Source organism: Pseudomonas sp. JDS08PS003, assembly GCF_045013505.1.
GTDB lineage: Bacteria > Pseudomonadota > Gammaproteobacteria > Pseudomonadales > Pseudomonadaceae > Aquipseudomonas > Aquipseudomonas protegens_B.
In genome coordinates, this window is the sequence record NZ_CP120724.1 from 5401710 (window position 1) to 5427038 (window position 25329).

A 25329-nucleotide genomic window follows, 5' to 3' on the forward strand; every position below is an offset into this window, starting at 1 on the left:
TCAGCCCTCCTCGCTCAATTGCCCCGTGGAGGCAACTTTCAAGCTGAACAACGCACCGTGACCGACTTCCACATTCAGCAACTGCTCTCGGGGCAGCCCACGTGCCCGGGCCAGCAACAGGCGCATCACCCCGCCATGGCTGATCAACAGCACCCGCTGCCCGGCACAATCGCGCTGCAAGCCCTCGATCGCACCCAGCACCCGTCGGGAAAAGTCCACCACGGGTTCCCCCTGGGGCGGAGTAAAGCTATAGGGGTCGGACCAAAATAGGCCCAGATCATCGGCATTGGTTTCCATCAGCGCCGCTGCGCTCTGCCCCTCCCAAGCGCCAAAATGCAGTTCCTGTACATCAGGCTGCAGAAGCAGGGGCAACTGCAACTGCGCAGCCAGTTGCTCGGCAAAACGCGAGCACCGCTGCAAGGGTGAACTGACGATCAGATCCCAACCCCCGCGCCCCTGAACCCCATCACGCATCTGTTGCCAGCCCCGCGCTGTCAGGGCGTCGTCCAGACTGCCACGCAAACCACCGCCCAGCTCGGTTTCACCGTGGCGCAACAGGTCCAGATGCAGGGTCATGCCGGCCGGTCCGCCACGGCCGCCTCGGCGAAGGTCGCCATCTGCCCGTGCAGATCACAGGCCAGGCGCAGTAACGGCACCGCCAGCGCAGCACCGCTGCCCTCCCCCAGGCGCAAGCCCAGGTCCAGCAACGGGTCGGCTTGCAGAGCACTCAGCACATGCCGGTGTCCCGGCTCGGCTCCTTGATGCGCAAACAGCAGCCATGGACGGCACGCCGGATTCAGGCGCACCGCCACCAGCGCCGCGACACTGCAGATAAACCCATCAACCAGCACTGCGATTCCTTCCTGAGCGCAGGCCAGATAGGCCCCTACCAACGCAGCCACTTCAAAACCACCGAGATTGAACAGCGTCTGCAAGGCATCGTCGCGGGACCTTGCATGCAGGGCCAAGGCCCGCTCGATGACCTGAGCCTTGTGGTTGACCCCTTCGGCATTCAAACCCGTCCCCGGCCCGGCCAACTGCGCCACCGGAATGTCCAGCAACGCACAGGCAATGGCACTGGCTGCAGTGGTGTTGCCAATGCCCATTTCACCGCCGATAAACAGTTGGGCACCCTCGGCACGGGCGCGCAACGCACTGTCACGGCCCGCTTGCAGGGCCAGCTCACCCTGAGCCGGGGTCATGGCCGGCCCCTGGACAAAGTTCTGCGTACCGGCACCGAGATTAAGGTGGCGCACACCCGGCAGGCTCAATCCGAAGGCCACTGTCCCCAGGTCCACCACCTCCAGTTGCGCACCCAGTTGCCGTGCCAGCACGCTGATCGCTGCACCGCCGCTGACAAAGTTCAGCAGCATCTGCCCTGTCACTTCCTGTGGGTAGGCGGATACGCCCTCGGCGACCACCCCGTGATCCCCGGCGAAAATCGAAATCCACAACCGCTCAAGGCATGGCTTGAGCTGTCCTTGCAAACTGGCCAGACGCACCGCCAAGGGCTCCAGTTGACCAAGGGACCCGGCCGGCTTGGTCAATTGCTGCTGACGCTCCAGGGCTTGCTCGACCATCCGGGCATCGACCGCCTTACACGGGTTCAGCCACCAGGAGTTACTCATAACGCAGTTCCTTTCAAAGTCAGGGGCAGACCGGCCACCGTCAGCACCACACGCTGACAACGTTCGGCCAGGGCTTGATGCAGCCAACCGGCTTCATCCACGTAGCGGCGAGTCAATTCGCCCAGGGGCACGACACCCATTCCAGTTTCGTTGCTGACAAAAATGATCTCCCCCGGCAGCGTCGCCACACACTGCAACAAGGCCTCACGTTCGATGGCCAAGCGCTGCTCGTCCTCGAGCATCAGCAGATTGGTCAACCACAGGGTCAGGCAATCCACCAGCAGGCAACGCCCGGTGCCAGCGGCCTGCTGCAGCACCCGGGCCAGCTCCAGCGGCTCTTCGATCAATCTCCATTGGGACGGGCGGCGCTCACGATGATGGGCAATACGTTGATTCATCTCGCCATCCAGGGGCTGGCTGGTGGCGATGTAGATCACCTCAAGGGCGCTGTCAGTGGCCAGTTTTTCCGCCAGGCGACTCTTGCCGGAGCGGGCACCGCCGAGAATCAGTTGCAGCATGCTTGAGCACCTTTGAAAAGTAAGTCCACCGTGGCGCTACAGGCCACAGAGTTTGAGCAGTGCGGCGGTATCCAGATGATGCTCCACCAGGTCCGCCAGACGCTCGATATCGCGTTCGCGCAAGGCGTGGTAATCCACCTCCTGCACATCCTGCAGACCCGCCCAACGCAACAGTGCACCACAGGCTGTCGGAGCCTCGAACAGACCATGCAGATAGGTGCCGAGGATCTGCCCATCGACGCTGCAAGCGCCATCACTGCGATCGTCCTCCAACTGCACCGCAGGCTGCTCCAGGGCCGGGCCGCGAGTGACGCCGGCGTGAATTTCATAGCCACTGACCGGCGCAGTCTCCAGGGTCAAGCAGCCGCTGACGTTACGCAGCTGCTTCTCTGCTTCGAGCACGGTCTCAAAATCCAGCAAGCCCAGGCCCGGGCTGGAGCCCGCCGCGCCCTCCAAACCCAGTGGGTCGTGCAACTGCTTGCCAAGCATCTGCAGTCCACCGCAGATCCCCAGCAGCTTGCCGCCATAACGCAGGTGCCGGGCGATGGCCCGGTCCCAGCCGTTGGCTCGCAGATAGGCCAGATCGCCGCGTACGCTTTTCGAGCCGGGAAGAATGATCAGGTCCGCGGCGGGAATCACCTGCCCTGGGCCGATGAACTGCAAGTCCACCTGAGGATGCAGACGCAACGGATCGAAATCCGTGTGATTGCTGATGCGCGGCAGCACCGGCACCACCACCTTCAGCACTTGATCGACCTTGCCGGCCTGGCGCTGGTCGATGCCGTCCTCCGCCTCCAGATGCAGGTCCATGACATAGGGCAGCACGCCGATCACCGGCTTGCCGGTACGCGCCTCCAGCCAGTCCAGCCCAGGCTGCAAGAGCGCCAGGTCACCGCGAAAACGATTGATGATGAAGCCCTTGACCCGCGCCTGCTCGCTGGGCGAAAGCAGCTCCAGAGTTCCCACCAGATGGGCGAACACCCCACCACGATTGATATCGGCAATCAGCAGCACCGGACAGTCCACCGCTTCGGCAAACCCCATGTTGGCGATATCGCCAGCCCGCAGATTGATCTCGGCCGGAGAGCCGGCCCCCTCCACCATCACCACCTCATAAGCGCCTCGCAGACGCTCATGGGAAGCCAGAACCGCCTGCATGGCGATGGCCTTGTAGTCGTGATAGGCCACGGCATTCATGGTGGTGACGGCCCGGCCGTGAATGATCACCTGGGAACCGGTGTCGCTGTTGGGCTTGAGCAGCACCGGGTTCATATCGGTGTGGGGCGCCAGATTGGCCGCCTGGGCCTGGACCGCCTGGGCCCGTCCGATCTCACCACCATCGGCGGTCACCGCACTGTTGAGCGCCATGTTCTGCGGTTTGAACGGCACCACGCTGACGCCCCGGCGCAACAGCCAGCGACACAGGGCGGTCACTAACGTGCTCTTACCGGCATCCGAGGTGGTGCCCTGTACCATCAGCGTGCTCATGGATAGTCCTTGCGATAAGCCTGCAGCGCCTGTTCCAGGCGCGCCCAATCGGCATCGTCGGCGGGCAGGCCGAAGCGCAGACTGCTGTTGTGGGCAAACAGCCGCAGGAGAATGCCGCGCCGCGCCATGAATTGATAAAGCCGCTCGGCCTCGGCGGTGATCAGCCATTGGAACAGCGCACAGCCGCCTTGGGGCTTGAAGCCATGCTGCTCCAGGACTTCACTCAGACGCTCACTGGCCGCCTCACTGCGCAGACGTTGCCGGGCATGGCCCTCGACATCCCGCAGACAGGCCTGCCCCAGCACCCGGGTAGGCCCGCTGACCGCCCAGGGGCCAACCTGCTCCGCCAACAGCCTGAGCAACCGGCGCTCGGCCAGGACAAAGCCCAGGCGTACTCCGGCCAGCCCGAAGAACTTGCCGAATGAACGCAGGACAATCAGCCCCACCTGATGGGCATGCCGGGCCAGGCTCAGTTGCGGGGTGTTATCCATGAAGGCTTCATCCACCACCAACCAGCCACCGCGCTGGGCCAAGCGGGCGTGCCAATCCAGCAGGCGCTCCGGCGTCAGGCTCAAACCGGTGGGGTTGTTGGGGTTGACCACCACCAGCACATCGAGGCTGTCGAGAAAGAAATCCACTTCCTGCTCCAGTACCTCACGCACCCGATAGCCACTGCGCCGCCAGGCCTCGGCGTGCTCGGCATAACAGGGCGACAGGACCCCAACCTTGCCCGCCCGCCGCAGCCGCGGCAGCAGTTGGATCGCCGCCTGGGAACCGGCCACCGGCAACACCTCACTCGCGCCGTAGTAGGCGCAGGCCGCTTGCTCCAGGCCATCATCGGTTTCTGGCAGGCGCGCCCAGGCACGCAGGGGAATGGGCGGCAGAGGAAATGGCCAGGGCGCCAATCCGCTGGACAGATCCAGCCAGGCCTCTTCGGCGATTCCGTGTTCCTGGGCCGCCTTGCGCAACCTTCCACCGTGCTCAAGCATAGAATTCAGCCCCCAGGCACAGAAACAACAACCACAGCCAGACACCTCGCTGCACCAACTGCCAGCCGCGATCGATGGAGTCGGCACTCGCCGGCTCGCCTTCGCCCAGTTGCGGGCGCTGGTGCAACTCACCGTGATAAATCGCTGCGCCGCCCAACTCGACCCCCAGGGCACCCGCTCCAGCCGCCATCACCGGGCCGGCATTGGGACTGTCCCAGGTCGGGCCCTGGCGCCACCAGCATGTGAGCGCCAGGCGGGTCTTGCCCAGCAAGGCATAGGTCAGGGCCACCAGCCGTGCAGGAATGTAATTGAGCAGGTCGTCGATTCGCGCCGCCGCCCAGCCGAAACGCTCAAAACGCTCGTTGCGATAACCCCACATCGCATCCAGAGTGTTGCTCAGACGATAGAGCACCACCCCTGGCGCACCGGCCACGGCGAACCAGAACAAGGCGGCGAACACGGCATCGCTGCCGTTTTCCAGCACCGATTCAGTGGCTGCCCGCGCCACTTCGGTGGCGTCCAGCTCACGAGTCTCACGGCTCACCAGAAAGCCGACCCGATGCCGGGCTTCATCCAGGTCGTCACTGCGCAAAGCCTGAGCCACCGGCTCGACGTGCTCGCCGAGGCTGCGAAGACCCAGGGCGCAATACAGTGCAACGATCTCCACCAGCCAACCGATGTAGGGCAGCCAGGACAGGGCCGTGGCCAACAGGGTCAAGGGCAGCACCGCCAGTACCCAAGCCGTGACCCCATGGCTGCGCCAGCCTCGGCCGGCGGCGTTGAAACGTTGCTCGATACGATCCGCCACACGGCCAAAGGCCACCAGCGGATGCCAGCGCTTGGGTTCGCCCAGCAGCGCATCCAGCGCCACCCCGGCGACACTCAGCAACGCCACACTCATTGACTCACTCCCCAGTAATTCTCATACAGCAACTCACTCAATGGCCGGGGTTGCGCCCAGCCCTGCAGCGCCAGCATCGGCGCCGGATAGAACTCGGTAACCGGTCCCAGGCACAACACGGCCAAGGGTTTGGCGCCGGCGGGTAATCCCAGCAGGTCGGCCAGGGCCTGGGGCTCGAACAGCGAAACCCAGCCCATGCCCAGGCCTTCGCTGCGGGCCGCCAGCCAAAGGTTCTGAATGGCACAGGACAGCGAGGCCAGGTCCATTTCCGGCAGGGTCCGCCGTCCAAAGACATGCCGCTCGCGCCCATCCATCAACGCCGCCACCAGCACCTCGGCACAGTCATTGATGCCTTCGACCTTGAGCTTCATGAACTCGTCGGAACGCTCCCCCAACGCCTCGGCAGTGCGCACCCGCTCCTCCTCCACCAACTGCTGGATTCGTCCACGCAGTGGTCGATCGCTGATACGGATAAAGCGCCAGGGTTGCATCAACCCGACACTGGGCGCCTGATGCGCCGCTTCCAGCAAACGCTGCAGCAGCTCGGGCGCGACACTGCCACCGGCGAAGTGACGCATGTCCCGGCGTTCGGCAATGGCGCGATAAACCGCCTCACGCTCCGCCGCAGAAAACCCCTGCTCACTCACCTGCCACGCCCTCTGCAGAAGCCGGCACGAACAACGCCGCCACCGCCGCCGGATTGGACGGAAAGTAAAAGTGCACATAGGAGGCAGTCATCCGCCCATCGCGATACACCGCTTCCGCACCACGACCACCATTGGGACTGATGCCACGGGCAATCGGCTCGAGTTGCGTGCTGGTCAGGGAATGATGATAGGTGTGGCCACGCAAGCTGCCCTCCGGCAACTCCACCGCTTGCAAGGCCAGGGCCGCCAGGCGTTTTTGCATCACGGCATCGCCGGGCAGCAACCCCAAGAGATTGGCACGCAGCCCTTCGACGTCGGTCAGGGAGTCCAGCAAATACAGCATGCCACCACACTCCGCGAGCAACGGCTTGCCCGCACCATGGTGAGCACGAATAGCGCCCAGCATCGCGGTGTTTTGCGCCAGTGCCTGATGGTGCAATTCGGGGTAGCCACCGGGCAGGTACAAACTGTCCGCCTCCGGCAACTCGGTGTCATGAATCGGCGAGAAGAAGCTCAACTGCGCGCCCATGGCCCGCAACAGATCCAGGTTGGCGCCATAGGTAAAGGCAAACGCCTCATCCCGCGCTACGGCGATTCGCACACCCGCCAGCAAAGGCTCGCAGGGCTCCGGCGTGGGTGCGGCAAAGCTCACTGCCGGCGGCAGTGCCACTTGGCAACTGCTGGCCAGGGCTGCAGCGGCGGCATCAAGACGCAGGTCCAGATCATTCAGTTCGCTGGCCTGCACCAGCCCCAAATGGCGGCTGGGCAGCTCGATGTCAGTCTCCCGGGACAAGGCTCCATACCAGCGCAGTCCCTCGGTGAGGCTGCCTTCAAGCAACTGCGCGTGACGCAAGGTGCCTACCCGGTTGGCCAGCACCCCAGCGAACGGCAGGTCCGGCTGATAGCGGGCCAGTCCCAGGGCCAGCGCACCAAAGGTCTGGGCCATGGCGGTGCCATCGATCACCCCCAGCACCGGGACTCCGAAATGCCGTGCCAGATCCGCGCTGGAGGGCGTGCCGTCGAACAGCCCCATGACCCCCTCGATCAGAATCAGGTCCGCTTCGCCCGCAGCCTCCCAAAGCAAGCGGCGGCTTTCTTGCTCCCCGACCATCCACATGTCCAGCTGGTACACCGGAGCACCGCTGGCTCGCTCAAGAATCATTGGATCGAGAAAATCCGGACCGCACTTGAATACCCGTACCTTGCGCCCCTGGTTGCGGTGCAAACGGGCCAATGCCGCGGTCACGGTGGTCTTGCCCTGGCCGGAAGCCGGCGCGGCGATCAATACCGCCGGGCAATGACGAACATCGGTCATGAATTCACACTCACAGCTCAACACCTTTCTGCGCCTTGATACCGGCCTGGAACGCATGCTTGATCATGCCCATTTCAGTGACGGTATCCGCCAGCTCGATCATCTCCGGCTTGGCGCCGCGGCCGGTTACCACCACGTGCTGCATGGGGGGACGGGCCTGCAGGTCACTGAGCACCTGATCCAGATCCAGGTAGCCGTGCTTGAGGGCGATGTTCAACTCGTCGAGTACTACCAGGCCAATCTCCGGGTCGTTCAGCAGCTCCCTGGATACCGCCCAGGCCGCTTCGGCCGCAGCAATGTCGCGCTGGCGATCCTGGGTTTCCCAGGTGAAACCCTCACCCATCACGTGAAACCGCACCTGCTCTGGAAAACGCCGGAAGAACAACTCTTCGCCGGTGCTGTTACGGCCCTTGATGAACTGCACCACGCCGCACTGCATACCGTGGCCCATGGACCGCGCCAGCATGCCGAAGGCCGAACTGCTCTTGCCCTTGCCATTGCCGGTCAGCACCAGCAACAAGCCACATTCGTTGGGCGAGTTGGCGATGCGCTCATCGATCACGGCTTTTTTGCGCAACATGCGCGCCAGATGGCGTTCGTCACGATCGGGGGATTCACTCATGGGGCAGCTCTCCGTTGGGGCTGGGGAACGGCGGGCAGGAAAAGAAAGAGACGGCGCTAGCCTGGCATCGCCCACCGTGATGCCGTTGGATGGATCAGGCCGGTCTCCGGGCTCATGAGGGGCATCGCTGCCGGGCTGCGCGCCTTCCCATGTCATCGACACAGTGGCATCTGGCACAGCCTTGACTCATCTACCGTTGCGGGGGCAGCGCCGGAATCGTTGCCGTGTCCATCGCTGGAACAGGCACTGACCGGCTTCCCTGTTTCACTCTGTCGACCACGGGCCACAGAGCACCTGAAACAAGTCGCGAAGGTTAGAGGGTTGGGGGTGGAGCGTCAATTAAAGCCGGCCGTCGCACATCGCACAAAACTGCACTGCATCAACAAACTGGCGCCAATCTTGTGCCACACTCAGAGCAATGATATCAAATAGCCACATTCCGGGACCCAGGTCCTGCCACACAACAATAAGGGGTGAGTTCGATGCAAGGCATGATCATCAGCAATCCAAAGCTGGAATTCCTGCGCCCGATGCTGGAACGCTGGTTCGATTGCATTGACCGCTACAACGCAGTCCGCGGCGATAACGAAACCCCGTACTGGTTCGATGAAAAGGCCAACCTGGGATTACTCTCCGCGGCCGCCTGGATGGCGGAGATGATCAGCCTGGAACACAGCCCCAGCAAGAAGCAGCAGGAGGAAGGTGCTCGCAACGCTCGTACCGACCTGTATCTGGCCACCAAGGACGAACGCGCTTATATCCAGACCACTCAGCGCTGGCCACGGGTCAACAGCCTGCACCTGACCCAGCCATTGCTGGACATTGCCAGTGACGCCAAAAAGATCAGCTATCCCAGCGACCTGAGGCTCGGCTGCCTGTTTGTAGCCCCGCAAAAAGCCCAGCACAGCGCCTCTCCCGAAGAACTTCAGGACATGCTGGACGAGTTGCAAAAGGAGCACTGCTGCGCCGTAGCCTGGTACTTCCCCTACGCCTACCGCAAGCTGCATAACGAAAGCGGCCACTACCATCCGGGTATTGCCGTACTGTTCAAGGAGGCCCGCTGATCAGGCGGAACCATCGACTGGCTATGCTCCTCTATGACTACGACGTTCGTGCACTCATAGGGAAATCAGCATGCTCAAGCTTCAACACACCTTGCTTATCGTTATCGCCGCCGGCCTCACCGCCTGCGGCGAAACCTCCAGCCTGCAAGTCTCAGACGGCACCGGACCGAACCCCAAGCTGCCGGAACCCAATCCCACGCTGATCCCCACGGTCAATATTGCCCCTGCCATCGGCTGGCCCCAAGGCGCAAAACCCACGGCCGCAGCCGGCACCCAGGTTGCCGCCTTCGCCGAAAACCTCGACCACCCACGCTGGCTGTATGTATTGCCCAATGGCGATGTATTGGTAGCTGAAACCAATGCACCACCCAAGCCGGATGACAGTCAGGGCATTCGTGGCTGGATCGCCGGAAAAGTAATGGGCCGAGCCGGCGCAGCCGTCCCCAGCGCCAATCGCATTACCCTGTTGCGGGACCAGGATCACGACGGCGTGGCGGAAACCCGCAGCCTGTTCCTGGAGAACCTCAACTCCCCCTTCGGCATGACCCTGGTGGGCAATGATCTATATGTGGCGGACACCGACAAGCTGCTGCGCTTCCCCTATCAGAACGGTGACACCCACATCAGTGCAGCCCCCACCAAGGTGCTCGACCTCCCCGGCGGCACACTCAACCACCACTGGACCAAGAACGTCATCGCCAGCAAGGACGCAAGCAAGCTTTATGTCACCGTCGGCTCGAACAGTAACGTTGGGGAAAATGGCCTGGATAAAGAAGAAGGCCGTGCGGCCATCTGGGAAGTGGATCGGGCCAGTGGCAAGCATCGCCTGTTCGCCACCGGCCTGCGCAACCCCAATGGCCTGGCCTGGGAGCCGGTCAGCGGAGCGCTATGGACCGCAGTCAATGAGCGCGACGAAATCGGCAGCGATCTGGTTCCGGATTACATCACCTCGGTCAAGGACGGGGCTTTTTATGGCTGGCCCTTCAGTTACTACGGGCAACACGTGGACGTGCGGGTCAAGCCACAAAACCTCGAGCAGGTGACCAAGGCAATCGCTCCGGATTACGCCGTGGGCCCACATACGGCCTCACTGGGCCTGACCTTCGCCGAAGGCAGCAAACTTCCCGCCCCCTTTACAGAAGGCGCCTTCATCGGCCAGCACGGGTCCTGGAACCGCAAGCCCCACAGCGGCTACAAGGTGATATTCGTGCCTTTCAGCGCGGGCAAACCCCAGGGACAACCAATCGACGTACTCAGCGGCTTTCTCAATGCCGATGAAAAAGCCCTGGGGCGCCCGGTCGGGGTAGTCATCGATCAGCAAGGAGGCCTATTGGTCGCCGATGATGTCGGCAACAAGATCTGGCGGGTATCCGCCGCCAAGGCGCCCTGAGTTCAGCGCTTGCGGCACAGGGTCAGGCCATCCCCCAGGGGCAGCAGTGACAAGTCGATGCGCGAGTCATCCTTCAAGGCACGATTGAGCGCCTGGATGGCTCGGGTATCCTCACTGGCGGCATTCGCCTCCAGCACTCGCCCGCTCCATAGCGTGTTGTCGAACACCACCAGCCCCCCAACTCGCAGCAAACGCAGGGCGAACTCCAGGTAGGCCGGGTAATTGGCCTTGTCCGCATCGATAAAGATCAGATCGAAAGACTCAAGCGGGCCCGCCTGCTCCAGGCCAGCCAGGGTCTCTAGCGCAGGCGACAGGCGCAGGTCAATACGCTGGTCGACTCCCGCCTCCTTCCAGTAACGACGGGCGGTGGCATTGTAGTCACCGGGAATGTCACAACAGGTCAACGAACCGTCGTCGGGTAGCGCCTGAGCCATGCACAAGGCGCTATAGCCGGTGAAGGTCCCGACCTCGAGGATCCGGCGAGCACCGGTGAGCTTGATCAGCAGCGCGAGGAACTGCCCTTGTTCCGGCGCCACTTGCCAGCGCGCATTGGGCAGCGCCTGGGTTTCGTCACGCAAACGACGCAATAGGGGCGTCTCACGCAGTGAAACGTCCAGCAGGTACTGATAAAGGGCATCGTCGAGGTTGAGAGTACGAGCAGTCACGAGCACCTCGACAGGGAAGGCTTATGGATTGTGCGCCAGATGTTCCGGCTGCAGTACACGCTTGGCGCTCAGGTAGGCCTTCTGCCAATAGGCCTTGGACAGACTGTCGAGCTTAACGGTGCCACCTGTGGCCGGGGCGTGCACGAAACGTCCTTCGCCAACATAAATCCCGGCATGGCTGACCTGAGAACCGCCATTGGTGGCAAAGAAGATCAGGTCACCGGTCTGCAAGGCATTCTTGCCCACATCCGGCGCCTGCATGCCAATCATTTCCCGAGTCGAGCGCGGCAAGGAAATACCCGCCGCATCACGGTAGACATAACCAATCAGACCGCTGCAATCGAATCCGGAGTCCGGAGTATTGCCACCCCAGCGATAAGGCGTGCCTACCAGGCCCAAGGCGCGAAACAGCACGTCTTCGGCAACCGGAGAAAAAGCCTGGGAGGAGTTGAATACCGGAGCACGTACCACAGGCGCCGGAGGCGGTGTACGGCTGGCGCAGGCACTGAGCAGTGCAGCGAGGGCAATAAGCGCAAAACGGGCCGAGGTCGACATAAGCTGAACAATCCTGATCGGGATGCGGCTTTCTCTGCCGTGGTACTGAAAACAAAACCGCGTAAGCAGGGCTTACGCGGTTAGTTTCAACAATAGATCAGGATTCTAGCGTCTACACGCCAAACTTCAAGTAAGACTTTAACTTCGCCCTACAAATAGTCTGCTTATTTACGTGCAGTGACTACAGTCGGCGCCATGGCGAGGGCTCGCTTGGCTTCGATGAAGGTCTTGCTCCAGTAGCTGTCACCCAGGCTATCGACCCGCACGCCACCACTGCGACGACTGCTGGAGTGGATGAACTGATCATCCCCCAGGTAGATACCGGCGTGGCTGACGCGCCCACGGCCATTGGTGCTGAAGAACAGCAGATCACCCGGCTTGAGGTTGTTGCGTGCGACCAGAGGAGCCTTGACGTTGATCATTTCGCGAGTGGAACGCGGCAGGTTCATGCCCGCCTCTTCGCGAAACAGATAACCGATGAAACCGCTGCAATCGAAGCCGGCCTCCGAGGTACCGCCGAAACGGTAACGGGTACCGATCAAGGACATGCCGCGCTCGAGGATGCTGTCAGCCAGAACTGGCAACTGGTAAGGCTTGCTGTCAGAGAACTCTGCCAGTTCCTTTTCAGTTGCCAGCTCTTCCTGGTAAACAGCGGAAGACTGGTTTTTTGCGGAGACTTGAGCCTGTTGCACGGGCTGCTGCTGAGACACCGGAGTGTGAGAAGCGCAACCAAACAACAGGGTAACGAGTGCGAGAGGCACGAGGGGTGCGAAGCGATTTAGCATGGGCACGACCGTGGCTTGAAATAAAAGAAGACGCGACTATGCCTTCTATCGCCCTCATTTGCAAATTCAATCGATCAGAATGTGACTTATGAGTTTCTTCCGTACATCTAAGGCTTTAAGCCCATTTTAAGTTCGCCCGCCTCTGGAAACCCTTCCAAAGGTGCGTTTTCTGGCGCCTGAAATATGCCGAACGCATCCCAGGGAAACTCTGCAGGCCCCGGTTTTACCAGCCTAGGGTCTCTTTCAGGAAGGGAATGGTCAGTTTGCGCTGAGCTTGCAACGAGGCCTGATCAAGACGTTCGAGCAGCTCGAAAAGAGCACTCATGCTGCGAGTGCCGCGAGTCAGAATAAAATGCCCGACTTCATCGGTCAGGTGCAGTCCACGACGGGACGCACGCAGTTGCAGGGCACGCAATTTATCTTCATCGGAGAGCGGACGCATCTGGAAGATCAGCGCCAGGGTCAGACGGGACTTCAAGTCCGCCAGCTTCACTGGCAACTCTCGGGGCGAGGTCGAGGCCGCGATCAGCAAACGTCGACCACTGTCGCGCAAGCGATTGAACAGATGGAACAGTGCCTCTTCCCAATCCGCTTTGCCGGCCACCGCCTGCAGATCATCCAGGCAGACCAGTTCGTACTGTTCAAGGTTGTCGAGAATCTCGATACCACGATCCAGCAACTCTGCCAGCGGCAGATAAACCGCAGGCTCCCCCAACTGCTCGAAACGCAAACACGCCGCCTGCAGCAAGTGAGTACGGCCTACGCCGTCCTTGCCCCAGAGATAGATCAGGCTTTCGGTCCAGCCGGCGTCGGCTTCGCATAGGCGCTCGACGTAGCCGAGTGCAGCGGCATTGGCGCCTGGGTAGTAGTTGATGAAGGTGGCGTCATCACGCAGACGCACACCTAGGGGCAGCTGAATCGGTTTCATGCTGACTGAACAGTTCCAAAGGAACCGTTAGTGGCCTCTGTGTAAAGTTTGCAAAGTTTATACCCGTGACGCCGAGCGCACAATGCAGCAGACCACAAGCAAAATCAAAGGTTTGCGTCAGTCGAAACGGGCTGAAGGGGATTCTTTGACAGCCTGGACAGCAGCAGGTCGATAGTCATGAAGGAACGCCCGCCCGGGGCGCCCCTAATCATCTAGCCCTTCGCCACCCTTACAGTTCGGGGTCTTCAGCACCACTGTAGAGGTCCGAGTCCTTGTACAGGTCGTGCACATGGCGTACCAGCACCATGATCACTGCCGCCACTGGCAGAGCCAGCAGCACCCCGGTAAACCCGAACAGTTCGCCACCAGCGAGGATGGCGAAGATTACCGCCACTGGGTGCAGACCAATCCGGTCCCCCACCAGCAACGGCGTCAGCACCATCCCCTCCAGCGCCTGCCCCACCATGAATACCGCAACGATGCCGAGCATCGGGTACAGGTCGCCACCAAACTGGAACAGACCGGCAATCAGCGCCGCGCCAATACCTATGACAAAGCCCATATACGGCACGATCGCCGCCAAACCGGCAATCAGCCCAATCAACAAGCCCAATTCGAGCCCTACCAGCATCAGCCCTGCCGCATAGATCACCCCGAGAGCCAGCATCACCAGCAATTGCCCGCGGACAAACGCCCCCAGCACCTCGTGACATTCACCCGCCAGGGACATCACCCGCTCCTCGCGATTGCGCGGCAACAGGCTACGGATCTTGGCCATCATCAGGTCCCAGTCCCGCAACAGGTAGAAGCTGACCACCGGGATCAGCACCAGGTTGGCCAGCCAGCCGATCAGCGCCAGACCCGAAGCGGTGGCCTGGCTCAGCACCACACCCACAATGTCCGTGGTCTGCCCCATATGCTCGCTGATGGCAGCCTTGACCTTGTCGAACTTCCAGAAGCCATCCGCCAGCCCCAACCGGGACTGCACCCAGGGCATTGCCGAGTGCTGTACCCAGTCGAGCATCTGCGGCGCCAACTCATACAATCGCAGCAACTGCTTGGCCAGCATCGGCACCAGTACCAGCAGCAGTGTCATCACAATCAGAGTGAACAGCGCAAACACAGCCACCACGCCCCAGGTACGGGACAGCCCCCATTTTTCCAGGCGATCCACCAGCGGGTCGAACAGATAGGCCAACAACAGCGCCACCAGGAACGGACTCAGGATCGGGTGCAGCAGGTAGACCAACCCACAGACCAGGAGCACTCCACCCAACCAGACCCAACGACGCGTATCAGCCATAAACCACTCCTGCTTCTATATAGAAGGAAATCAACCTGCTACCAACGAAAGCGCAACTGCGCCTGTGTCGCCGCAGCAGCGGCTGGCGCCGAGCCTTGCGCACCTTGCACAGGCACCTGAGGCGCCAGCGCCTCACCAGCCGGAATCTCTTGCAGCTTGGCCAGGGACAACTGCGCCCGCAGTTGCTCCGCGCTGCCGTTGACCCGATAGACGACCCGGTCACCGTCGATACTCTGCAACTGCGCACCGAAAGGCTCCAAAAGGTGCCCCAAGGCTGCGTAGTGCTCCAGGGTCATGCCCTGCACTTCGAGCAACTGCTCGCTGGAAACACCAGGACGGGTAACGAAACGCGGCGCCAGACGCTGACTCACCGCAAGCAATACGCCATCCGCCAAAGCAGCGGTATCAGCCCCCTGAACGGTGCCCTGCTCTTTCTGATCGCCGAGCCACAACCGCCACTTGGCCTGCCATTGGCCGCCCTCTTCACGAGCATGTACCGCCAACAGCGCATCTGCACCATAGCGCTCAGAAGCTTCACGCAGCGGAGCCGGATCGGCGCCTTCAAGATTCGGCGCCGTCGCGACAATCTGCTCATCCAGGTCGCCAAGAGGCAAACGCAAAGGCAAGCCACGATGCTGAGCTGCTCGCCGCAGGGGCGCGGCACTGGCCTGTCCATCCCCGACCAGGCTGGAGCCCTCGGTTGAATCACTCAGCCACCAGCCAAGGATCGACGGCCGGTTGCTACCCCACAACGACAGCCCCGCCTGGCGCAGGGCACGATCGGTGCTGACCGGATCGAAGTCCACCTGCAAGCTTTCCGGCGGCCCGGCGTCATAACCATACTGGCTGATGATCTGCTGCGGGTCCTTGCGGATCGCAGCCAGACCGGGCCCTTGTGCAGCCTTGGCGTCGCCAGTGAGGCGCAGCACCAGGGTTTCAAGTGCTCGCTGGGTGGCCTGGTCGCGCTCTTCGGGCGACTGACTGCTCACCGGCTCACGCACCTGATACAAGCCATTGAGGGTTTCGGCATGACTCGCCAGGCTGACCAATGACAAACAGCCCACAAATAGAAATTTACCCAGACGCATGGAAGATTCCCGACGACAAAAAACGATTGAAACAGCACCCATGAACCGCTGCGAGCAAGGCTGTGACCACAAGCCCCGGCAAAACATTCACCCGTCGCCCGATTGTTTTCGCACTGTCATAACGATAGCCACTTGAGCGCTATACCTTATACAGGCATGGGCAGGAGCACCAACACGGCCAATCGCGGTTTTTTTAACAGGATATGCCTCTACCCGTCGGCCCGAGGATGGCCGCTGCCCCTCAAGCCTGATAAAATCGCGCGCCTTCGCAGACCGGCATCAGCTGGGCACCCTGAAACCCTTTTGCAGTGTTTCGGCAGGCTCTCTGGTTCGGTCGATACCCCTGAATCCCCCCTAAAGGCCTGGATCATGAGCAAGCAACCCTCCCTGAGCTACAAAGACGCCGGTGTAGACATCGACGCCGGTGAAGCATTGGTCGAACGCATCAAGAGCGTCGCCAAGCGCACTGCGCGCCCGGAAGTCATGGGCGGCCTGGGCGGTTTCGGCGCCCTCTGCGAAATCCCGGCCGGCTACAAACAACCTGTACTGGTTTCCGGTACTGACGGCGTCGGCACCAAGCTGCGCCTGGCCCTGAACCTGAACAAGCACGACAGCATCGGCATCGACCTGGTGGCCATGTGCGTCAACGATCTGGTGGTTTGCGGCGCCGAACCGCTGTTCTTCCTCGACTACTACGCCACCGGCAAGCTCAACGTCGACACCGCAGCCCAGGTAGTGACCGGCATCGGCGCCGGCTGCGAACTGTCCGGCTGCTCCCTGGTGGGCGGCGAAACCGCTGAAATGCCAGGCATGTACGAAGGCGAAGACTACGATCTGGCCGGCTTCTGCGTCGGTGTGGTGGAAAAGGCCGAGATCATCGATGGCTCGAAAGTCGCCGCCGGTGACGCCCTGCTGGCCCTGCCATCTTCCGGTCCGCACTCCAACGGCTACTCGCTGATCCGCAAGATCATCGAAGTTTCCGGTGCCGACATCGAAAGCATCCAACTGGACGGCAAGCCACTGACCGACCTGCTGATGGCCCCGACCCGCATCTACGTCAAACCACTGCTCAAACTGATCAAGGACACCGGCGCGGTCAAGGCCATGGCCCACATCACCGGCGGCGGTCTGCTGGACAACATTCCACGGGTACTGCCAAAAGGCGCCCAGGCAGTGGTCGACGTCGCGAGCTGGCAGCGTCCAGCGGTCTTCGACTGGCTGCAAGAGAAAGGCAACGTCGACGAGCACGAAATGCACCGCGTACTGAACTGCGGCGTGGGCATGGTCATCTGCGTCGCCCAGGACCAGGTCGAAAACGCCCTGAACGTTCTGCGTGAAGCCGGCGAGCAGCCTTGGGTCATCGGCCAGATCGCCACCGCAGCCGAAGGCGCGGCCCAGGTCGAGCTGAAGAACCTCAAGGCCCACTGATGCAAGAGCGGATGTCGCCGACCTGTGATGTTGTGGTGCTGCTGTCCGGCACCGGCAGTAACCTGCAAGCCCTGATCGACAACGCGCGGACCGACGACAGTCCGGTTCGCATCGCTGCCGTGATCTCCAACCGCGCTGACGCCTATGGCCTGCAGCGCGCCAAGGAAGCGGGTATTGCTACCCGCTTCCTCGATCACACCACCTTCGAAGGCCGCGAGGCCTTCGACCAGGGGTTGATCGAGCTGATCGATACCTTCCAACCGAAACTGGTGGTACTGGCCGGGTTCATGCGCATTCTCAGCGCTGGATTCGTCCGTCACTACCAGGGCCGTCTGTTGAATATCCACCCTTCGCTGCTACCCAAATACAAAGGGTTACACACTCATCAGCGGGCGCTGGAGGCCAAAGACACCGAGCACGGTTGCAGTGTGCACTTCGTCACCGAGGAACTCGATGGCGGGCCTCTGGTCGTACAGGCTGTGATCCCGGTAGAGTTGCACGACTCGCCGCAAAGCCTGGCGCAGCGAGTGCACGTCCAGGAACACCGGATTTACCCCATGGCCGTACGCTGGTTTGCCGAAGGTCGGCTGACGCTTGGCGATCAGGGTGCTTTACTGGATGGTCAATTACTGGCCGCCAGCGGCTATTTGATTCGAACCTAGGAGATTTTATGCGTCGCGCCCTGCTCTTCGCTTGTGCTCTGTTCGCCCTGCCGGTTGTGCAGGCAGCAGACCTTCACCCGTTCTCCGCCAGCTATACCGCCGACTGGAAGCAGTTGCCCATGAGCGGCACGGCTGAACGCAGCCTGGAAAAAACCGCCAATGGCGCGTGGAAACTCAGCTTCAAGGCATCGATGATGATCGCCAGCCTGAGTGAAGAAAGCACCCTGACCCTGGACAAGGACACTCTGGTGCCCCAGTCCTATCACTTCGAGCGTGGCGGTCTGGGCAAGGCCAAGAAAGCCGACTTGGACTTCGACTGGAACGCGAAGATGGTCACCGGCACCGATCGCGGCGATGCGGTCAAGCTGCCCCTGAACACCGGAATGGTGGATAAATCCACCTATCAACTGGCCCTGCAGCACGACGTGGCCGCCGGCAAGAAGACCATGAGCTATCAAGTGGTCGATGGCGGCGAAGTCGATACCTACGACTTCCGCGTCCTGGGCTCGGAGAAGGTCGACACCAAGGCTGGCCAGATCGATGCGATCAAGGTCGAGCGCGTACGCGACCCGACACAAAGCAAACGCATCACCGTGATGTGGTTCGCCAAGGACTGGGACTACCTCCTGGTACGCCTGCAACAAGTGGAAACCGACGGCAAGGAGTACAACATCATGCTCCTTAACGGCACGGTCAACGGCAAAACCGTCAAAGGCGGCTGAGTCACCACAGAATCAAAGCCCCGCACATGCGGGGCTTTTTTTGTCCTGGATCTACCTGTCAGCCCCACCCAGGGGCTCTGGCGCAATGCATCAAAGATGAAACTTTTGTCATGAAACTTCCGCCACTGCGGCGAAATGTCACGGTTTTCGCGGGCTGCAGGATTGTCGCCGATCCTGCAAGGGTCTGTTGCAGATCCAGGCAATTTACTTAGCAAGCTAACAAAATATATAACAGAGTCCTGCACACGCCTTGCTGCAGATCAACAGAGATTGGAGCTAGCAGATGACTGTAAAAGTAACTGAACGCGACGATTCACATATGTCCCATGAAGGCGTAGCCGCGGGTGTACGGATCTGGGATGTGCATCAACAAGACATGCTGGTGGGCATGTTCCATTCCGAGAGCGACGCCCACAGCTACAAGGCTGAGCTGGAAAAACTCGAGCAGAACCGCGCACCCCAGAGTTCCTGACTCAACGTCAGCGCAAGAGCGCCGGGATCTCCACGCGGATCCCCGCCCGCCCCCCATAAACGACAAACCCCGCCATGAGCGGGGTTTGTCGTTACTGGAGGCTTACCACATCAGATCATCAGGGATCTGATAGGCCGCGTACGGATCATCCTCATCCGGCGCCTCTGTAGGGGTATTGAGCTGCACGATACGCCGCGGGTCACGCTCCTGGATCTTCAGCGCCGCCTCCCGCGGAATCACCTCGTAACCGCCGCCATGGTGAACGATGGCCAGGGAGCCACTGCTGAGTTTGTTGCGCATCAGGGTGTTCACCGACAGACGCTTGACCTTCTTGTCGTCGACGAAGTTGTAGTAATCCTCGGTGGTCAGCTTGGGCAGACGCGAAACCTCGATCAGTTGCTTGACCTGGGCCGCACGAGCCTTCTGCTCGGCCTTCTCCTGCTGCTGACGATTGAGCTCCTGGTCGCGCTTGACCTTCTCGGCCATGGCTTCCTGAGCTGCACGCTGCTGGGAATCGTCAAGCTCGATCTGGCCTTTATGGGCCAGGCGCTGCTGCTTCTGCTTGTCTTTGCTGACCTGCTTGGCCTGCTTTTGGTTGACCAGCCCTGCTTTGAGCAACTGGTCGCGAAGGGAAAGGCTCATGGTGCTTACTCACTTAGGCAACGGCCTCAGCCGCAGCTGGGCAAATTCTTTTCCTGACGTTTGGCTTCGCCCCACAGGGCATCCAACTCTTCGAGGGTGCAATCTTCCACGGGACGACCGGTATCGCGCAATGCCTGCTCGATAAATCGAAAGCGTCTGTCGAACTTGGCATTGGCACCCCGCAGCGCGGTTTCCGGATCGACCTTGAGGTGCCTGGCCAGGTTAACCACGACAAATAGCAGGTCGCCAATTTCATCGGTGATCGCCGCAGGGTCGTTGTCAGCCATGGCCTCCAACACTTCATCCAGCTCTTCACGGACCTTGTCCACCACCGGCAGGGCTTGCGGCCAATCGAACCCGATCTGGGCCGCACGCTTCTGCAACTTGGCGGCGCGAGACAGAGCCGGCAAGGCCACTGGCACATCGTCCAGCAGAGACAGCTGCTGCGGAGCATCGGACTTCTCTGCACGCTCCTCGGCCTTGATCTGCTCCCAGCGCTCCTTGACCTGTTCTTCATCGAGCCGCGGGATGTCCAGCGGTGCATACAGGTCCCCAGTGGGAAACACATGGGGGTGACGACGGATCAGCTTGCGGGTGATGCTGTCCACCACCCCATCGAATTCAAAGCGCCCCTCTTCCCGGGCCAGTTGGCTGTAGTACACCACCTGGAACAGCAGGTCTCCCAACTCGCCCTGCAAGTGGTCGAAGTCGCCGCGCTCGATAGCGTCGGCCACTTCATAGGCCTCTTCCAGGGTATGAGGGACGATGCTGGCGTAGTTCTGCTTGATGTCCCAAGGGCAGCCGTATTGCGGGTCCCGCAGGCGCGCCATCAGGTGGAGCAGGTCTTCAAGGCTGTACATCAGTTCATCCATTTCATGCGGGCATCACGGGGTTCGATTGCGCCGGGTCTCGATGATGTTCGGCAACTGGGATATGCGCCCCAGCAAACGTCCCAATGCATCCAGGCCCGGAATCTCGATGGTCAAGGACATCAACGCCGTGTTGTCCTCCTTGTTCGACCGGGTGTTGACCGCCAGTACGTTGATGCGCTCATTGAGCAGTACCTGGGACACGTCACGCAGCAGACCGGAACGGTCGTAGGCACGAATGATGATATCCACCGGATAGGTGAGCACCGGCACCGGGCCCCAGCTGACCTGAATGATCCGCTCCGGCTCGCGACCAGCCAGCTGTAGCACCGAGGCGCAATCCTGACGGTGAATACTGACGCCTCGACCCTGGGTGATGTAACCGACGATCGCATCCCCCGGCAGCGGCTGGCAGCAACCTGCCATCTGCGTCATCAAGTTGCCCACGCCCTGGATCTGGATGTCGCCGCGCTTGCCCGGCTTGTAGCCGGCGGCCTTGCGCGGGATCAGCTCCAGCTGTTCATTGCCGCGCTCCGGCTCCACCAGTTGCTGAGCCAGGTTGACCAGTTGCGCCAGACGCAAGTCGCCCGCGCCCAAGGCGGCGAACATGTCCTCGGCAGTCTTCATGTTGGCCTTCTCGGCCAGTTTGTCGAAGTCCACCTGAGGCAGGCCGAGACGGTTCAGCTCGCGTTCCAGCAAGGTCTTGCCGGCGGCGACGTTCTGATCACGGGCCTGCAGCTTGAACCAATGGACGATCTTCGCCCGCGCCCGGGAAGTGGTGACGTAGCCCAGGTTCGGGTTCAGCCAATCGCGACTCGGGGTGCCGTGCTTGCTGGTGATGATCTCCACCTGCTCGCCGGTCTGCAGGCTGTAGTTGAGCGGCACGATGCGCCCATTGATCTTCGCGCCCCGGCAGTTGTGACCGATCTCGGTGTGCACCCGATAAGCGAAGTCCAGCGGCGTGGCGCCCTTGGGCAGGTCGATGGCGTGTCCGTCGGGAGTGAAGATGTACACCCGGTCCGGTTCGATATCCACGCGCAACTGTTCGGCCAGGCCACCGATATCCCCCAGTTCCTCGTGCCATTCCAGCACCTGACGCAGCCAGGAGATCTTCTCTTCGTAATGGTTGGAGCCGGACTTGACGTCGGTGCCCTTGTACTTCCAGTGGGCACAGACCCCCAGCTCCGCCTCCTCATGCATCGCATGGGTACGGATCTGCACTTCCAACACCTTGCCCTCGGGGCCGATCACCGCGGTGTGCAACGAGCGGTAGCCGTTCTCCTTGGGGTTGGCGATGTAGTCGTCGAATTCCTTGGGAATGTGCCGCCACAGGGTATGCACGATGCCCAGCGCGGTGTAGCAATCGCGCATTTCCGGCACCAGCACCCGTACTGCACGTACGTCGTAGATCTGGCTGAACTCCAGCCCCTTGCGCTGCATCTTGCGCCAGATGGAGTAGATGTGCTTGGCCCGCCCGCTGATGTCGGCGTTGACCCCGGTAGCCTTCAATTCGTTCTGCAGCTGGTTCATCACATCGCTGATGAAGCGCTCGCGATCCAAGCGCCGTTCATGCAGGAGCTTGGCGATCTGCTTGTATTGCTCGGGCTCCAGGTAACGGAAGGACAGGTCCTCCAGCTCCCACTTGATATGGCCGATGCCGAGGCGGTGAGCCAGCGGCGCATAGATATCGAAGACCTCCCGCGCAACTCGGTTGCGCTTCTCTTCGTCGGCGCTCTTCACCGCACGAATGGCGCAGGTCCGCTCGGCCAGCTTGATCAATGCCACTCGCACATCATCAACCATGGCCACCAGCATCTTGCGCAGGTTTTCCACCTGGGCCTGAGTACCGAGCACCAGGGATTGACGAGGGCTGAGACTGGCAGTGATGGCAGCCATGCGCAGCACGCCATCGATCAGTTTGGCCACCACCGGACCAAAACGCTGGCTGACCGCCGGCAGCTGGATCTGGCCCTCGCGGACGCCACGGTACAGTACCGCGGCGACCAGGGAGTCCTGATCCAGTTTGAGGTCGGCAAGGATCTCGGCGATCTCCAGGCCCGTACTGAAACTCGACACGTCCTCGGCGCTGAGATTCTTCGTCGCTATGTGTTGCAACTCAGCCTCGCGAGCGAACTCGCAGGCTTCTTTCAAGGCTTCACGGTCCAGTGCCATGTCGACGCTGACCGTATGATCGAGCCATGCCTCGAGATTGATACTGCCGTCGGTGTTGATCGGCTGGTGCGCTCTCACCTGTACCATCTTGCTTTACCTTCCCTACGACGCACATTCAATGCGTCAAATCGCTGACCTTCAACGCTCGGGCGCAGCTCGCAGGGCCAGCGAACCACACCTGAAAGATCAGTCGGATTAGACAAGCCATCCTAGCTCGCTTCGAATAACGCCATGGCCTCGACATGCGCCGTCTGAGGAAACATATCGAGGATCCCGGCACGTTTTAACCTATAGCCCTGCTTGATCAGTTCGACTGTGTCACGAGCCAAAGTTGCCGGATTGCATGACACGTACACCAACCGCTTGGCACCCAGGGTCGCCAACTGGCGGACCACCTCGAAAGCACCGTCGCGGGGTGGGTCCAAGAGTACCGCAGAAAAGCCTTCATCAGCCCACTCGGCAGCACTCAGAGGTTGGGATAAATCGGCTTGAAAAAAGCGCGTGTTATGCAAATTGTTGCTGGCAGCATTTTCAGCGGCCCGCGCCACCATGGTCGCCACGCCTTCCACTGCCACCACTTCCCGCACATGCCGGGCCAGCGGCAAGGCGAAGTTGCCCAGCCCGCAGAACAGATCCAGCACCCGCTCCTGAGCTTGCGGCGCGAGCCACTCCAGGGCCTGGGCGACCATCGCTTCATTGACTCGCGCATTGACCTGGACAAAGTCCCCCGGCCGATACGCCAGGTGCAGGTCCCAGGTCTCCAGGCGGTAGCCCAGAGCCTGCGATGGATCAAAGGGTTGCGGCTCGCCTTCACCGTGCAGCCACAATTGCGCCTGATGGAAATCGCAGAAGTCCTTGAGGATCCCAAGGTCGCTGTCGGACAACGGCGCCATGTGGCGCAACAGCACCGCCAGGGCCGAACCGCTGAACAACTCCACATGCCCCAGTGCCTGAGGCTTGCTCAAGCGTCGCAGCATGGCGGGCAAGCGGTTCATGACAGGTTGCAAGGCCGGTACCAGCACCGGGCAATCGTCGATGGCGACGATGTCCTGGCTACCCGCCGCGCGGAAACCCACCTCAAGTTGCTTGCCTTTGGCGTCCCAGCGCACCGCCACTCGGGCGCGGCGTCGATAGCCGAATTCGGGACCGCTCAAGGGGGCAGCCCAGGCCTCGGGCTCGACACCCGCGACTTTGGACAACTGCTCGGCGAGCATGCGCTGTTTCAGGGCAAGCTGTTCGGCATGAGGCAGGTGCTGGACACTGCAACCGCCGCAGCGCCCGGCATGGGCGCAGGCCGCCGGGCGACGCAGATCACTGGCGTTGAAGATGCGCTCGGCACGGGCCTCCACTACTTTGCCGTGGCTGCCCAACACCCGAGCTTCGACCTCTTCACCGGCCAGGGCACCGCTGACAAACCAGGTACGCCCTTCGACAAAGGCAATGCCACGGCCGTCGTTGGCCAGACGCTGAATCGTCAAACGCTGCTTCTTGCCCACCGGAATCTGCGGGGCCCGGCTACCGCCCGCAGGCTGGAAGCGCAGGCCTCTCTCGTGCTTAGCCATCAGTTGGGCGCATCGAAAATGCCGGTCGACAGGTAACGATCGCCACGGTCACAGATGATCGCGACCATGACCGCGTTTTCCACTTCCCGGGACAGGCGCAGCATCGCTGCCACCGCACCACCGGAAGACACGCCGCAGAAGATGCCCTCTTCCCGGGCCAGGCGCCGGGTCACGTCTTCAGCTTCGCTCTGAGCCATGTCGACGATGCGATCGACCCGATTGGCCTGATAGATCTTCGGCAGGTATTCCTCGGGCCAGCGGCGAATGCCGGGAATGGCCGAGCCTTCCATCGGCTGCAGACCCACGATCTGCACCTGAGGATTCTGTTCTTTCAGATAGCGCGAAGTGCCCATGATGGTGCCGGTGGTGCCCATCGAGCTGATGAAGTGAGTGATGCTGCCCTGGGTCTGGCGCCAGATTTCGGGACCGGTGCCGGTGTAGTGGGCTTCCGGATTGTCGCCGTTGGCGAACTGATCGAGCACCTTGCCACGGCCTTCAGCCTGCATCCGCTCGGCCAGGTCACGGGCGCCTTCCATGCCCTCTTCCTGACTGACCAGGATCAGCTCGGCACCATAGGCGGTCATCGCCGCCTTGCGCTCGGCGCTGGAGTTGTCGGGCATGATCAGGATCATCTTGTAACCCTTGATCGCCGCAGCCATGGCCAGGGCGATACCGGTGTTGCCCGAGGTCGCTTCGATCAGGGTATCCCCGGCCTGGATCTGCCCACGCAACTCGGCGCGGGTGATCATCGACAGTGCCGGACGGTCCTTGACCGAACCCGCCGGGTTATTGCCCTCGAGCTTGAGCAGCAGGGTATTGCTGGTGGCGCCGGGCAGGCGCTGCAAACGAACCAGCGGGGTGTTGCCGACGCAATCGGCGATGGTTGGGTACTGCAAGGTCATGGCGTATTCGCA

At 61.5% G+C, this 25329-nt stretch carries 26 protein-coding genes and 1 riboswitch; of the genes, 6 read left to right on the plus strand and 20 right to left on the minus strand.

What is annotated here, in order from left to right; genetic code table 11:
* The 9 genes from P7C00_RS23820 to cobO are packed head-to-tail and all read right to left on the minus strand — an operon-like array spanning position 1 to position 8108.
* Entirely contained in the window at positions 1–576 is a 576-nt protein-coding gene (locus tag P7C00_RS23820; protein WP_404937487.1) for a histidine phosphatase family protein, read from the minus strand.
* The gene (gene cobT, locus P7C00_RS23825) at positions 573–1628 is read right to left on the minus strand and encodes a nicotinate-nucleotide--dimethylbenzimidazole phosphoribosyltransferase (RefSeq protein ID WP_404937488.1); all 1056 of its coding nucleotides are present in this window, start codon (positions 1626–1628) and stop codon (positions 573–575) included. Before cobT ends, P7C00_RS23820 begins: the two co-directional genes overlap by 4 nt.
* Positions 1625–2146 (minus strand): bifunctional adenosylcobinamide kinase/adenosylcobinamide-phosphate guanylyltransferase, encoded by a 522-nt coding sequence (gene cobU / locus P7C00_RS23830; protein ID WP_404937489.1) that lies wholly within the window; start codon positions 2144–2146, stop codon positions 1625–1627. The genes cobT and cobU overlap by 4 nt, the downstream gene beginning before the upstream one ends.
* Positions 2147–2182: 36 nt before the next feature.
* Entirely contained in the window at positions 2183–3634 is a 1452-nt protein-coding gene (locus tag P7C00_RS23835; RefSeq protein WP_404937490.1) for a cobyric acid synthase, read from the minus strand.
* Positions 3631–4623 (minus strand): threonine-phosphate decarboxylase CobD, encoded by a 993-nt coding sequence (gene cobD, locus P7C00_RS23840; protein ID WP_346632279.1) that lies wholly within the window; start codon positions 4621–4623, stop codon positions 3631–3633. The genes P7C00_RS23835 and cobD overlap by 4 nt, the downstream gene beginning before the upstream one ends.
* Positions 4616–5524 carry an adenosylcobinamide-phosphate synthase CbiB gene (gene cbiB, locus P7C00_RS23845; RefSeq protein WP_404937491.1) on the minus strand — a complete coding sequence of 303 codons (909 nt, stop codon included), beginning with the start codon at positions 5522–5524 and terminating at the stop codon, positions 4616–4618. Before cbiB ends, cobD begins: the two co-directional genes overlap by 8 nt.
* A complete protein-coding gene (gene bluB, locus P7C00_RS23850) occupies positions 5521–6171 on the minus strand; it encodes a 5,6-dimethylbenzimidazole synthase (protein ID WP_123726934.1) in 651 nt (216 codons plus the stop codon). The genes cbiB and bluB overlap by 4 nt, the downstream gene beginning before the upstream one ends.
* Positions 6164–7486, minus strand: coding sequence for a cobyrinate a,c-diamide synthase (locus P7C00_RS23855; protein WP_404937492.1), 1323 nt, complete (start codon positions 7484–7486; stop codon positions 6164–6166). Before P7C00_RS23855 ends, bluB begins: the two co-directional genes overlap by 8 nt.
* 10 nt (positions 7487–7496) lie before the next feature.
* On the minus strand, positions 7497–8108 hold the full coding sequence (gene cobO, locus P7C00_RS23860; protein ID WP_346632282.1) for a cob(I)yrinic acid a,c-diamide adenosyltransferase: 612 nt from the start codon (positions 8106–8108) through the stop codon (positions 7497–7499).
* Between the two features lie 79 nt (positions 8109–8187).
* Positions 8188–8421, minus strand: a riboswitch (cobalamin riboswitch).
* Between the two features lie 169 nt (positions 8422–8590).
* On the opposite strand from cobO, the gene P7C00_RS23865 reads away from it, so the two are divergent.
* Positions 8591–9172, plus strand: coding sequence for a hypothetical protein (locus P7C00_RS23865; protein ID WP_346632283.1), 582 nt, complete (start codon positions 8591–8593; stop codon positions 9170–9172).
* Positions 9173–9242: 70 nt separating this feature from the next.
* Positions 9243–10562, plus strand: a complete 1320-nt coding sequence (locus P7C00_RS23870) for a sorbosone dehydrogenase family protein (RefSeq protein ID WP_346632284.1) — start codon at positions 9243–9245, stop codon at positions 10560–10562.
* Between the two features lie 2 nt (positions 10563–10564).
* On the opposite strand, the gene P7C00_RS23875 is transcribed toward P7C00_RS23870, so the two are convergent.
* From P7C00_RS23875 to P7C00_RS23900, 6 genes are all read right to left on the minus strand, one after another.
* Entirely contained in the window at positions 10565–11227 is a 663-nt protein-coding gene (locus tag P7C00_RS23875) for a class I SAM-dependent methyltransferase (protein WP_404937493.1), read from the minus strand.
* A gap of 21 nt (positions 11228–11248) precedes the next feature.
* Entirely contained in the window at positions 11249–11782 is a 534-nt protein-coding gene (locus tag P7C00_RS23880; protein ID WP_092311761.1) for a C40 family peptidase, read from the minus strand.
* Positions 11783–11946: 164 nt separating this feature from the next.
* A complete protein-coding gene (locus P7C00_RS23885) occupies positions 11947–12567 on the minus strand; it encodes a C40 family peptidase (RefSeq protein WP_102860746.1) in 621 nt (206 codons plus the stop codon).
* A gap of 223 nt (positions 12568–12790) precedes the next feature.
* Entirely contained in the window at positions 12791–13495 is a 705-nt protein-coding gene (gene hda, locus P7C00_RS23890; RefSeq protein ID WP_007898944.1) for a DnaA regulatory inactivator Hda, read from the minus strand.
* A 229-nt stretch (positions 13496–13724) separates the two neighbouring features.
* Positions 13725–14798 carry an AI-2E family transporter gene (locus P7C00_RS23895; RefSeq protein ID WP_346632286.1) on the minus strand — a complete coding sequence of 358 codons (1074 nt, stop codon included), beginning with the start codon at positions 14796–14798 and terminating at the stop codon, positions 13725–13727.
* A 38-nt stretch (positions 14799–14836) separates the two neighbouring features.
* The gene (locus P7C00_RS23900) at positions 14837–15886 is read right to left on the minus strand and encodes a DUF2066 domain-containing protein (RefSeq protein WP_346632287.1); all 1050 of its coding nucleotides are present in this window, start codon (positions 15884–15886) and stop codon (positions 14837–14839) included.
* Positions 15887–16255: 369 nt separating this feature from the next.
* Here P7C00_RS23900 and purM point away from each other — a divergent pair, with 369 nt between their 5' ends.
* The 4 genes from purM to P7C00_RS23920 all read left to right on the plus strand — a co-directional run bounded on the left by purM (position 16256) and on the right by P7C00_RS23920 (position 19170).
* Positions 16256–17314, plus strand: a complete 1059-nt coding sequence (gene purM, locus P7C00_RS23905; protein ID WP_123726926.1) for a phosphoribosylformylglycinamidine cyclo-ligase — start codon at positions 16256–16258, stop codon at positions 17312–17314.
* Between the two features lie 11 nt (positions 17315–17325).
* Positions 17326–17976 carry a phosphoribosylglycinamide formyltransferase gene (purN, locus tag P7C00_RS23910; protein WP_346632288.1) on the plus strand — a complete coding sequence of 217 codons (651 nt, stop codon included), beginning with the start codon at positions 17326–17328 and terminating at the stop codon, positions 17974–17976.
* Positions 17977–17984: 8 nt separating this feature from the next.
* On the plus strand, positions 17985–18698 hold the full coding sequence (locus P7C00_RS23915) for a DUF3108 domain-containing protein (RefSeq protein ID WP_346632289.1): 714 nt from the start codon (positions 17985–17987) through the stop codon (positions 18696–18698).
* Between the two features lie 283 nt (positions 18699–18981).
* Positions 18982–19170: a hypothetical protein gene (locus tag P7C00_RS23920; protein WP_011062706.1), complete on the plus strand. Its 189-nt coding sequence runs from the start codon at positions 18982–18984 to the stop codon at positions 19168–19170.
* A gap of 102 nt (positions 19171–19272) precedes the next feature.
* Here P7C00_RS23920 and P7C00_RS23925 read toward each other — a convergent pair whose 3' ends face one another.
* The 5 genes from P7C00_RS23925 to cysM all read right to left on the minus strand — a co-directional run bounded on the left by P7C00_RS23925 (position 19273) and on the right by cysM (position 25317).
* The gene (locus tag P7C00_RS23925) at positions 19273–19812 is read right to left on the minus strand and encodes a DUF2058 domain-containing protein (protein WP_025127007.1); all 540 of its coding nucleotides are present in this window, start codon (positions 19810–19812) and stop codon (positions 19273–19275) included.
* Positions 19813–19838: 26 nt separating this feature from the next.
* Complete coding sequence (gene mazG / locus P7C00_RS23930; RefSeq protein WP_346632290.1) at positions 19839–20672, minus strand: nucleoside triphosphate pyrophosphohydrolase; 834 nt, start codon at positions 20670–20672, stop codon at positions 19839–19841.
* A 24-nt stretch (positions 20673–20696) separates the two neighbouring features.
* Positions 20697–22940, minus strand: a complete 2244-nt coding sequence (gene relA, locus P7C00_RS23935; RefSeq protein ID WP_346632291.1) for a GTP diphosphokinase — start codon at positions 22938–22940, stop codon at positions 20697–20699.
* Between the two features lie 122 nt (positions 22941–23062).
* Positions 23063–24415: a 23S rRNA (uracil(1939)-C(5))-methyltransferase RlmD gene (gene rlmD / locus P7C00_RS23940; RefSeq protein WP_346632292.1), complete on the minus strand. Its 1353-nt coding sequence runs from the start codon at positions 24413–24415 to the stop codon at positions 23063–23065.
* Complete coding sequence (gene cysM / locus P7C00_RS23945) at positions 24415–25317, minus strand: cysteine synthase CysM (protein ID WP_404937494.1); 903 nt, start codon at positions 25315–25317, stop codon at positions 24415–24417. The genes rlmD and cysM overlap by 1 nt, the downstream gene beginning before the upstream one ends.
* Positions 25318–25329: the final 12 nt, after the last annotated feature.

Coding starts and splice junctions, on each gene's coding strand:
- P7C00_RS23820 (WP_404937487.1), bottom strand. CDS start 576: ATGACCCTGCATCTGGACCTGTTGCGCCACGGTGAAACCGAGCTGGGC.
- cobT (WP_404937488.1), bottom strand. CDS start 1,628: ATGAGTAACTCCTGGTGGCTGAACCCGTGTAAGGCGGTCGATGCCCGG.
- cobU (WP_404937489.1), bottom strand. CDS start 2,146: ATGCTGCAACTGATTCTCGGCGGTGCCCGCTCCGGCAAGAGTCGCCTG.
- P7C00_RS23835 (WP_404937490.1), bottom strand. CDS start 3,634: ATGAGCACGCTGATGGTACAGGGCACCACCTCGGATGCCGGTAAGAGC.
- cobD (WP_346632279.1), bottom strand. CDS start 4,623: ATGCTTGAGCACGGTGGAAGGTTGCGCAAGGCGGCCCAGGAACACGGA.
- cbiB (WP_404937491.1), bottom strand. CDS start 5,524: ATGAGTGTGGCGTTGCTGAGTGTCGCCGGGGTGGCGCTGGATGCGCTG.
- P7C00_RS23855 (WP_404937492.1), bottom strand. CDS start 7,486: ATGACCGATGTTCGTCATTGCCCGGCGGTATTGATCGCCGCGCCGGCT.
- cobO (WP_346632282.1), bottom strand. CDS start 8,108: ATGAGTGAATCCCCCGATCGTGACGAACGCCATCTGGCGCGCATGTTG.
- P7C00_RS23865 (WP_346632283.1), top strand. CDS start 8,591: ATGCAAGGCATGATCATCAGCAATCCAAAGCTGGAATTCCTGCGCCCG.
- P7C00_RS23870 (WP_346632284.1), top strand. CDS start 9,243: ATGCTCAAGCTTCAACACACCTTGCTTATCGTTATCGCCGCCGGCCTC.
- P7C00_RS23880 (WP_092311761.1), bottom strand. CDS start 11,782: ATGTCGACCTCGGCCCGTTTTGCGCTTATTGCCCTCGCTGCACTGCTC.
- P7C00_RS23885 (WP_102860746.1), bottom strand. CDS start 12,567: ATGCTAAATCGCTTCGCACCCCTCGTGCCTCTCGCACTCGTTACCCTG.
- hda (WP_007898944.1), bottom strand. CDS start 13,495: ATGAAACCGATTCAGCTGCCCCTAGGTGTGCGTCTGCGTGATGACGCC.
- P7C00_RS23895 (WP_346632286.1), bottom strand. CDS start 14,798: ATGGCTGATACGCGTCGTTGGGTCTGGTTGGGTGGAGTGCTCCTGGTC.
- P7C00_RS23900 (WP_346632287.1), bottom strand. CDS start 15,886: ATGCGTCTGGGTAAATTTCTATTTGTGGGCTGTTTGTCATTGGTCAGC.
- purM (WP_123726926.1), top strand. CDS start 16,256: ATGAGCAAGCAACCCTCCCTGAGCTACAAAGACGCCGGTGTAGACATC.
- purN (WP_346632288.1), top strand. CDS start 17,326: ATGTCGCCGACCTGTGATGTTGTGGTGCTGCTGTCCGGCACCGGCAGT.
- P7C00_RS23915 (WP_346632289.1), top strand. CDS start 17,985: ATGCGTCGCGCCCTGCTCTTCGCTTGTGCTCTGTTCGCCCTGCCGGTT.
- P7C00_RS23920 (WP_011062706.1), top strand. CDS start 18,982: ATGACTGTAAAAGTAACTGAACGCGACGATTCACATATGTCCCATGAA.
- P7C00_RS23925 (WP_025127007.1), bottom strand. CDS start 19,812: ATGAGCCTTTCCCTTCGCGACCAGTTGCTCAAAGCAGGGCTGGTCAAC.
- mazG (WP_346632290.1), bottom strand. CDS start 20,672: ATGTACAGCCTTGAAGACCTGCTCCACCTGATGGCGCGCCTGCGGGAC.
- relA (WP_346632291.1), bottom strand. CDS start 22,940: ATGGTACAGGTGAGAGCGCACCAGCCGATCAACACCGACGGCAGTATC.
- rlmD (WP_346632292.1), bottom strand. CDS start 24,415: ATGGCTAAGCACGAGAGAGGCCTGCGCTTCCAGCCTGCGGGCGGTAGC.
- cysM (WP_404937494.1), bottom strand. CDS start 25,317: ATGACCTTGCAGTACCCAACCATCGCCGATTGCGTCGGCAACACCCCG.